We start from the raw sequence: 7,800 nt of genomic DNA, 5'->3' as shown, positions 1-7,800 counted from the left end.
CCCCGTCCTCGACGGCCTCGACCGCCACGTTCCACCCGCACCGATCACCGCGCCGACCGCGAGAGACCTCACCGCTCTGATCGACAAGAGCAACATCAAACCCTGAAGTTATTTTCCGGCAACTCCCAGGCGGCTCGCCCTGCGCCGGAGGATCACCACAGCGCGCACCCGGATCGTGATCTCCTGGGATGACCGCCACCATCCGGTCCTCGGCCGTCCCGAGCACCGCGGAGGGGCGGACGGAGCCCCGGGCCTGGTGAAGGCCGGCGGCTGCGGGGACCTCACCGAAATCGGGCCTTCACGGACGGACAGCCCCATAGCCACCTCTCTTGCAAACGTCGCTCGCGCGAGACCAGCCGCCGAGGGGAAAACAACGCACACGGCCGGTCGCCGCGAAGCTGGGATGCGGCGACGTGTCGGCCACCGGACCCGGCGGTCACACCCTCCTCGACGCGCTCGCCCACCACGGCTACACCCATCTCCACGCGCCGCTGCCTCTTGCGGGCCGCCGTCAACAGTCCCGCCTGGAACGCGGCCCGCGCCTCAGTTCGTCATGAATGCCCGGTCGGCTAAGGTTGATCACTGTGCACCATCTCGACGGCTCCATGTGTGGGTCTCACCAGCTCCGGACGGACGTGTCTTGACAGCTCCAAGACCACGACCGGTACGCGGGTCGGTCCCACCTTCGCCACGCCCGGCTGCGGGGCGTATGCCGCCGCGGCCGCGGCCGACGTCGTCGAACTCGTGGAGATACCTGTACGAGCGGTTGGGCGAGAAGAAATTCCAGCAGTTGTGTAACACCCTGTTGGTGGCGGAGTTCCCCGATGTGACCTGCTTCCCTGTCGGTCAAAAGGACGGCGGTCGGGACGCGGTCCGCAAGAACGCCGCCGGCGGCGGCGCGATCATCTACCAGGTGAAGTGGACCGGGGATCGGCTGCGGAACCCCGCGTCATGGCTAACAGGCGCGCTCGACGGCGAGGCTGACAACATTCGGCGCCTCGTTGCCGATGGAGCGCAGGGGTACTACCTGATGACCTGTGTGGCCGGCACCAGCCAGTACAAGTCAGGCACGATGGCGCAACTGGACGAGGAACTCGACAAGCGGTCGAAGCTTTTCGGTATTCCGATGACGTGCTGGTGGCAGGCCGACATCGATGCCCGCGTAGACAAGGCGCCGATCGAGGTGAAGTGGGCATACCCGGACATGCTCGCGGGACCGGACCTGATCCGGTACATGATCGAGGCAGACCGAAACGCGGCGCGCGACGACGGGCTTCGCACGTTGTTGCTGAAGGTCGTCGCCGCGCAGTGGGATGAGGACGCGAAGGTCAAGTTCAAGCAGGTCGAGCTGGATTCGCGTGACCTGGTTGATCTCTTCGTGGACGTCGAGGCGAACCGGATCTACGGACCCCAGGCGTATCATCCGGAGGCGTTGGGTGGCGCCGCAGAGTATCTGTTGGCTACGCCGGCGCGCAGGACATTGGTGCGAGGCGAGCCGGGCCAGGGCAAGTCCACCCTCGGTCAATATCTCTGTCAGGCGCACCGCGCCCAGTTTCTGCCGGCCGAGGACGGCCTCGGCAGGAAGCGTCCGGATCTCGTTCCCGACCATCCGCGCTTCCCGATCCGGATCGATCTTCGTGACTATGCCCAGTGGGTCGGAGGCGTTGATCCGTTCGCGGATCCACCGGCGGCGCCTAACGCCAAGCCACGGCGGCCGAAAAGTCCGTCGCTTGAAGGGTTCGTGGCACACCTCCTGCACGTGCGCAGCGGCTGGCGATCTGTCACCGTCGAGATGGTCCAGGACATCCTGAGCCGGCTGCCCGTGCTGATCGTCCTCGATGGCCTGGACGAGATCGCCCGTGATGTGGACCGGGTGTGGGTGGTCAAGCAGATCGACGAGTTGGTCGCCCGGACGGTCACCGGCCAGTTCGCACCGCAGGTGATCGTGACGACCCGTCCCAACGCCTCAGACCTCGCGGAGCCTTCACCTACCACCTTCGAGATCATCTCCCTGGTCAGACTGAGCCCGGCCCTGCGTACCGCCTACCTGCGTAAATGGGCAGACGCCCGATCAATCCGCGCGCAGGACCGGCGGGCCTTGCAGCGCACGTTCGACAGCCGCTCAGCCGAACCCCACATCGCGCAACTCGCCGACAACCCGATGCAACTGACCATCCTCCTATATCTCATGCAGAAGCGCGGCGATTCGGTACCGACCGGCCGCACCGACCTCTACCGCTCCTATATGGAGACGTTCCTGGACCGGGAGGCCGCCAAGAGCCGCGCGGTCCACACCCACCGGAAGGACCTTGAGGAGGTAACCGCGTTTCTCGGCTGGAACCTGCAGAGCCTCGCCGAAACGCAGGGCACCAACGGGCAGATGGCGACCAAGGCCATCCGCAAGTCCATCAACGGCTACCTGTTCGACACGGGCAAGGACACGACGCTGGTCGACGACCTGTTCACCGCCGTCACCGACCGGGTCTGGGCGCTGACCAGCAAGGTCCAGGGAACGTTCGAGTTCGATGTGCAGCCCGTCCGTGAGTTTTTCGCCGCGAGGTACCTGTACGAGTTCGCCGAAGGCACGCACAGGACCGTGCTGCGATCGACGGTGCTGGCCCACCTGATCCGCCGTCCCTACTGGCTCAACACCAGCCGGTTCTATGCTGGCTTCGCCACCCCGAACGAGATCGCAGGCCTCCTCGAAGGCATCGAGGAGGAACTGGAGGCCGGGCGTCATCCGGCCCAGGTACGGATGGCGTTGTGGGCTCTGCTCGTCGACGGCGTGTTCGCCGTCCGGCCCAAGACACAGCGAAGGGCCACCGCACTCCTCGGCGACGACCTGAGCGTCCGGCTGTTGACGCGTGCGCTCCCGATTGATGCCAGTCCAGACCTTCTCGCTCCTGATCGCGGAGCCGTTCCGCTCGCTGACGCGCTACTCGTGGGAGCTGCGGCCACACCCGCGGCACACTTGTCGGTGGAGCGGGTCGACCTGGCGCTTCGGATGGTTCCGGACCAGGCGCGATTCGATGCCTGGTGGCTGCCCCGCATGACGACCGCACTCGGCACTGCCGACGAGGTGGCCTGGCTTCGCCTCGGCGTACCGGCCAACGCGGCGGAGCGGCTGCCGGCTGACCTCGCTGCCCAGTTGCGTCTCGATGGCGTGGACGCCGCGCAGGTCGCGCTCGACGCCGGACTGTCCGCGCCCGCCGGCTCGGACCTGGAAGGCCGGTTGGTGCGCTCGGTCCTCGACGGTCTGTGCTCGGAGGTGGCAACGCCTGCGTCGGGCCTAGCCGGCGACCTCCTACGTCTCTTCGCCCCGCAGCACTTCATCCGCAGGTCCCGTGACACCGATATCGCCTACGTGATCACCGTCGGTCATGTCGACGAACCGATCGCCGAACAGCGGCACGCAGTGCTCAAGCGACTGAGAACCCGCGAGGCGGCGTACGATCGCGTACAGGCCGCGCTGCGGTTCAACAGGGGGCAGGCAGGCACCACCTCACCCTGGGGAAACACAGCCCGCGAGTTGTGCGCGATGTTCGGGCCGTGCTGGCTCGCCGCGGAGATCGCCATCATCGGTGCCGCAAGCTCGGATATCAAATGGCGCACCGGTGGGAACCTAACGCGCGATTCCCAGCCCTTCGGCCCGCTACCCGACTATGGCCGGCTGCTGACATCGGTCCGGTTCAATCGAAGCCGCCCCGCATGGTGGCACGAGCAATACGACGCGCACGACGAACCGCTGTCGAGGGGCACCTGGGCACTCGCGATGCTCGCCGCCGCGCAAGAACATGTTGTCCTCGACAGCCTCGACCGGTTAGACGACGCCGTCCGAGCACTTCCCGAAGCTGCTCTACAGGCTCTGGCCATGAGCTCAAGCAGGCTGGCGGCATCCGGGGTCAGCCGCCGCCTCAACACCGAGCTCATCTCTGCGGTCGCACCCGCGTCACCCGAGACCGCGCTTCTCCTCGCGCACCACGTGGGCGACCTGACGCAGCCGCTCGATCTGGCCCCGCTCAGTGCGGAGTCGCTTGGGAAGTTGGGGCGGTTCGGCGTCGCCGCATGGCCGGCGACGCGTGCTCTAACGGTGCGGCTGATCAAAGCACCCTCAGCCGACCTGGTGGATCTACTCGGCACCCATGGGCCAGCCGCAATCGTCGATGTCGACGCAGCCGCAGACAGCATCCCAGTCGATCTGATGCGATCTATGATCGAGAAGCCGCATCGATACCCGTGGTCATGGCTCCGCACTGCAGAGCGGTGCATCTCACGAACCTCCAGCGAGCCGCATCTAGCAGCCGTCGCTGATTCCGACCATTGGTTTGCCGAGTAGCAATTTTATCCGTTGTCTGGACAGACCCCTTAGCGATCCGCGCCGCGGACTTTCTCCTGAAGTCTCTGCCGCTGTGCCGGTCCGGTGTGGGACCGCGCCGCCGCCCCGGAGAGGCCGGGTCGGCGCCCCAGGTTGATTGATCACCAGGACCCGCCGCACCGATCCCGTCATATCCGCATTTCGAGCCCACCATCGGCCCTGACAGCGCCGTGAACGTCCGATCCCCCACCGCGCGGTGGTCACGGGATGGGGCAGTGGGACCGGCCAGCAGTCGACCCGCGTCGTTCTGGTCATCCCACCCGCGACCCAGGACCGTCCACGGTGACGGAAAGTAACCGCTTTAGGAGGCGATGTCGCGACCGCAGATCCGGCTCAGGAGGCCGAGAGCGACATCCCATTCATGATCATTTCCTGCACAAAATTGCCGAATGCGCGCACCATGCGCGCACCAACCCGTTTTGATCTTGAGTAGATGATCTCCGACTTTGCAAAACCGCAGGTCAGGGGCCATCTGTCTGGAGCCGGCGAGGGGACTCGAACCCCTAGCCGCTCGATTACAAGTCGAGTGCGCTACCAATTGCGCCACGCCGGCCAGCGGTCCCACGATACCGGACGGCTCCCGCGCCTCGGGCGATCGCAAGGCATCGCGCCCTCCAGCGTTGGCCGCCCACCCGACAGTGGACGATCTTGCTGGACGCGACCCCGCCGGCGCCCCTGACAGGGAGACCGGGCCTCTCGATCATCCCCTGCGTCCGGCTCCAGCGTGGTCGTGTCCAGTTGCGCAGGTCAGGGCGGCATTCTGGAGCCTTTCGTGGTCCCCGGCGGAAATCAGCACAGTAAGAGGTGGCTTCCCCGCTATGATTCCGCCGTACCCGCCGCACCAGCGGGTCGGAGGGGGATGGACGTACGGTGCAAATGGAAACGACGACCGTGATGGTCGTGGATCTCGTGGGTTCGACCCGCGCCATCGCGTCGGTACCGCAGATGCGCATGGATGAGCTCATGGCCGAGGCTGTCCTACCGATTCGCCGGGTTGTCGAGGAGACCGGCGGGGAGATCATCAAGTTCACCGGCGACGGCTACATGACGGCTTTCCGGTCGGCCACCCGTGCGCTTCACGCTGCCGCCCAGATCGCCGATCTGTTCATCGCCGGCCCACGGCTGCCGATCGGCGAGTGGCTCGAGGGCTGTCGGGTCGCTATCCACACCTGCGACACGACCAGGTTCGAGGATGACCTGCTCGGCGAGGGTGTCGTCGTCCCGGCGCGGATGGAGAAGTACGTTCCGACGAACGCCGTGTACGTGACGTCGACCGTCCGCGATGCCGCGAAGTCGGCGGAGTTCGACTTCGAGCCGGTCAGCGAGCTCGTCCTCGGGGGGATACCGCGTCCCGTCCAGGTCCACCGCCTTGTTACCGAACGCTATCGCGGCATCGAGCGCGGCACCTTCCTCACGGTGACCGATCTGGTCGGTTTGAACGCACTTGCGGCACGGGTTTCGTTGACCGCGTTGAACGAACGGCTTCGGGACTGGGTCTCTATTCACCGCGAAGCGCTGGGCGCGACCCGGGGCCGACTCCGGTCCGTCGCCGGTGACAATGTGTTGTCCACGCACGGCAGCGCGGACGAGGCGGTGAGTTTCCTCCTCACGCTCGACCATCTGGCGCGCGCTCGGAGAATTGCCAGTGACGACGGCCGGCCTCCGTTCACGTTCAGCGCGGTCATCGCGCACGGGGATCTCTTCGTCCCCGATTTCGGGCTGGCCGGCCCGCTGGTGAGCAGCACCTGCCGGACGTTGCAGGTCCTCGAACCCGGAACGAAGATCATCACGGACGGGGTCTTCCATGGCCTCACGTCGGAGCGGGGTGCCTTCGGCCCCGAGTTGGCCCCCGTCCCGGGCGGCCTCAAGGATGGCTACCGCCTGCTCATACATCCCGGAAGCAGCCTCGCGGACGGAGACGGCGAGCCGCTCGCCGCGGGGTGACCACCACCGCGAGGCTCCGACGGCCCCGGTAGACGACCCGTGTCCGATGATCCACCGAGGCCCCGGGCCTGTGTTTCCAACCGCGTACATATTCAGGGCCACACATGATTTTCCGGCCCGGTACCGTGACGGATCAGCTCAGGCCCGCGGCCAGAAGGGCACCAATGAACAGACATCCAATATGTAGTGACTGATCGGCCAGGTAAATTCCGTTGAGGCCGCCGCTTTTCAGCTCGGCGAATCGGGCCGCTCCCGATCGGCGCAGCAGCCAGCGTACCGGCCACCTACGGTCGATAAACCCGTGCGTGACGATGGACCAGCCCAGCGCGGCTATCGCACCCGGAAGACGCAGTGGTACGTCGATAATCAGGAGACTCGCCAGGGCCGCAGCGACGCACAGATGGTAAGCGAATAGATGACCGGTCATGGCGCGGGCGGCGGGCCATCCGCGCCCGCCCTTCTCGGTCGCCTGTCGATCCGTCTGCGCGACATGATCACCTAGGTGATGGCCCGTAAATAAAGCAATGAACGCGGCACAGAACACCGTGGCATCAGTCATCGACGTGGCCCCCTCCCGCCGAAATAACAGTAGGGCACACCACGGCAGAAGATCGGGACTTCGGGCCGGAAGCGGCGATTTACGACGCTCCAGGCTGGCGCCCCGGGCAGCCAGCCGCTCGCACGTCCCACCCCCGGCCAGGAGGACAACGACACCGGGCCGGGTCCGCGTCCTCGAAATTTCGGAACATCCGCCATGGATAGGGCAAAAGCCCCGCTCCCGTATGACCCGGGAACACCCCGACCACAAAACTGTGGCGGGTGTGATCGTTACCAGGTGATGGGCGTGGTTGTCACCGGGTGGCGGTGGAGGTGACCGGGCCGGAGAACAGGACGTTCCCGTTCAGGTCGTAGCCGGTCGCCGTTCCGGTGGAGCTGAACGCGTCCCGGCTGCTGAAGGTGGCCGAATGCCGGATGTCGATGGAACCGACCACCGTTCCGTTCGGGCCGGGCAGGGTCCGGACGAAGGAGTAGGTGAAGGTCTTCGATCCGGTCGAGTGCCAGGAACCCCAGAAGGTCCCGCTCGGCGTGGCGACGGCGAAGCGGCTCTTCGGCAGGAACAGCATCTGGACCGACTCGGTGGCGCCGAGTGCCGTCGTGGCCGTGCCCGTCCAGTAGCCCACCGGGCTGTAACCGCCGCCATGGGAGGTCGTGCTCGCGGCTCCGGCGACCGGCGCCACGCCGACCGCCAGGGCGAGCGTGCCCGCCAGAGCCGCCAGCAACAGCGCCGCCCGCGTGGAGGCGAGACGGACGCGAGGTCGCAACATACAGGTTCTCCTTTGCCGTGGACATCAAGGTGCCTGAACACCGCCGACCGGCTTGAAGAAGCCCCGGAAACACGGTTCCGCGTGCGCGCTCAGGCAGCGCCGCGCACGTGCGCGTATCCGGGACCAGGAAACGGGACACCACCCCCCCCCCCCGCC

4 protein-coding genes and 1 tRNA gene are annotated in these 7,800 nt (G+C 66.4%); 2 read left to right on the top strand and 3 right to left on the bottom strand.

Translation table 11 applies throughout. The annotated features are described in order from the left end of the window. The first annotated feature begins 766 nt into the window (after positions 1–766). Entirely contained in the window at positions 767–4,336 is a 3,570-nt protein-coding gene (locus FMEAI12_RS31410; RefSeq protein WP_146776815.1) for an ATP-binding protein, read from the top strand. A 516-nt stretch (positions 4,337–4,852) separates the two neighbouring features. On the opposite strand, the gene FMEAI12_RS31405 is transcribed toward FMEAI12_RS31410, so the two are convergent. Continuing rightward, a tRNA-Thr gene (locus FMEAI12_RS31405) sits at positions 4,853–4,928 on the bottom strand. 323 nt (positions 4,929–5,251) lie between these two features. Here FMEAI12_RS31405 and FMEAI12_RS31400 point away from each other — a divergent pair. Next, complete coding sequence (locus tag FMEAI12_RS31400) at positions 5,252–6,319, top strand: adenylate/guanylate cyclase domain-containing protein (RefSeq protein WP_112108862.1); 1,068 nt, start codon at positions 5,252–5,254, stop codon at positions 6,317–6,319. Positions 6,320–6,452: 133 nt separating this feature from the next. Here FMEAI12_RS31400 and FMEAI12_RS31395 read toward each other — a convergent pair whose 3' ends face one another. Together FMEAI12_RS31395 and FMEAI12_RS31390 are read right to left on the bottom strand one after the other, a co-directional pair. Continuing rightward, positions 6,453–6,878 (bottom strand): DUF3307 domain-containing protein, encoded by a 426-nt coding sequence (locus FMEAI12_RS31395; RefSeq protein ID WP_112108861.1) that lies wholly within the window; start codon positions 6,876–6,878, stop codon positions 6,453–6,455. Positions 6,879–7,170: 292 nt separating this feature from the next. Beyond that, on the bottom strand, positions 7,171–7,644 hold the full coding sequence (locus FMEAI12_RS31390; RefSeq protein ID WP_112104553.1) for a hypothetical protein: 474 nt from the start codon (positions 7,642–7,644) through the stop codon (positions 7,171–7,173). Between the last annotated feature and the right edge of the window lie 156 nt (positions 7,645–7,800).

The sequence above is a fragment of the Parafrankia sp. Ea1.12 genome (assembly GCF_900465275.1).
GTDB lineage: Bacteria > Actinomycetota > Actinomycetes > Frankiales > Frankiaceae > Parafrankia > Parafrankia soli.
Note: the sequence above shows the minus strand (reverse complement) of the source record. Positions and strands in the feature narration are given on the sequence as shown.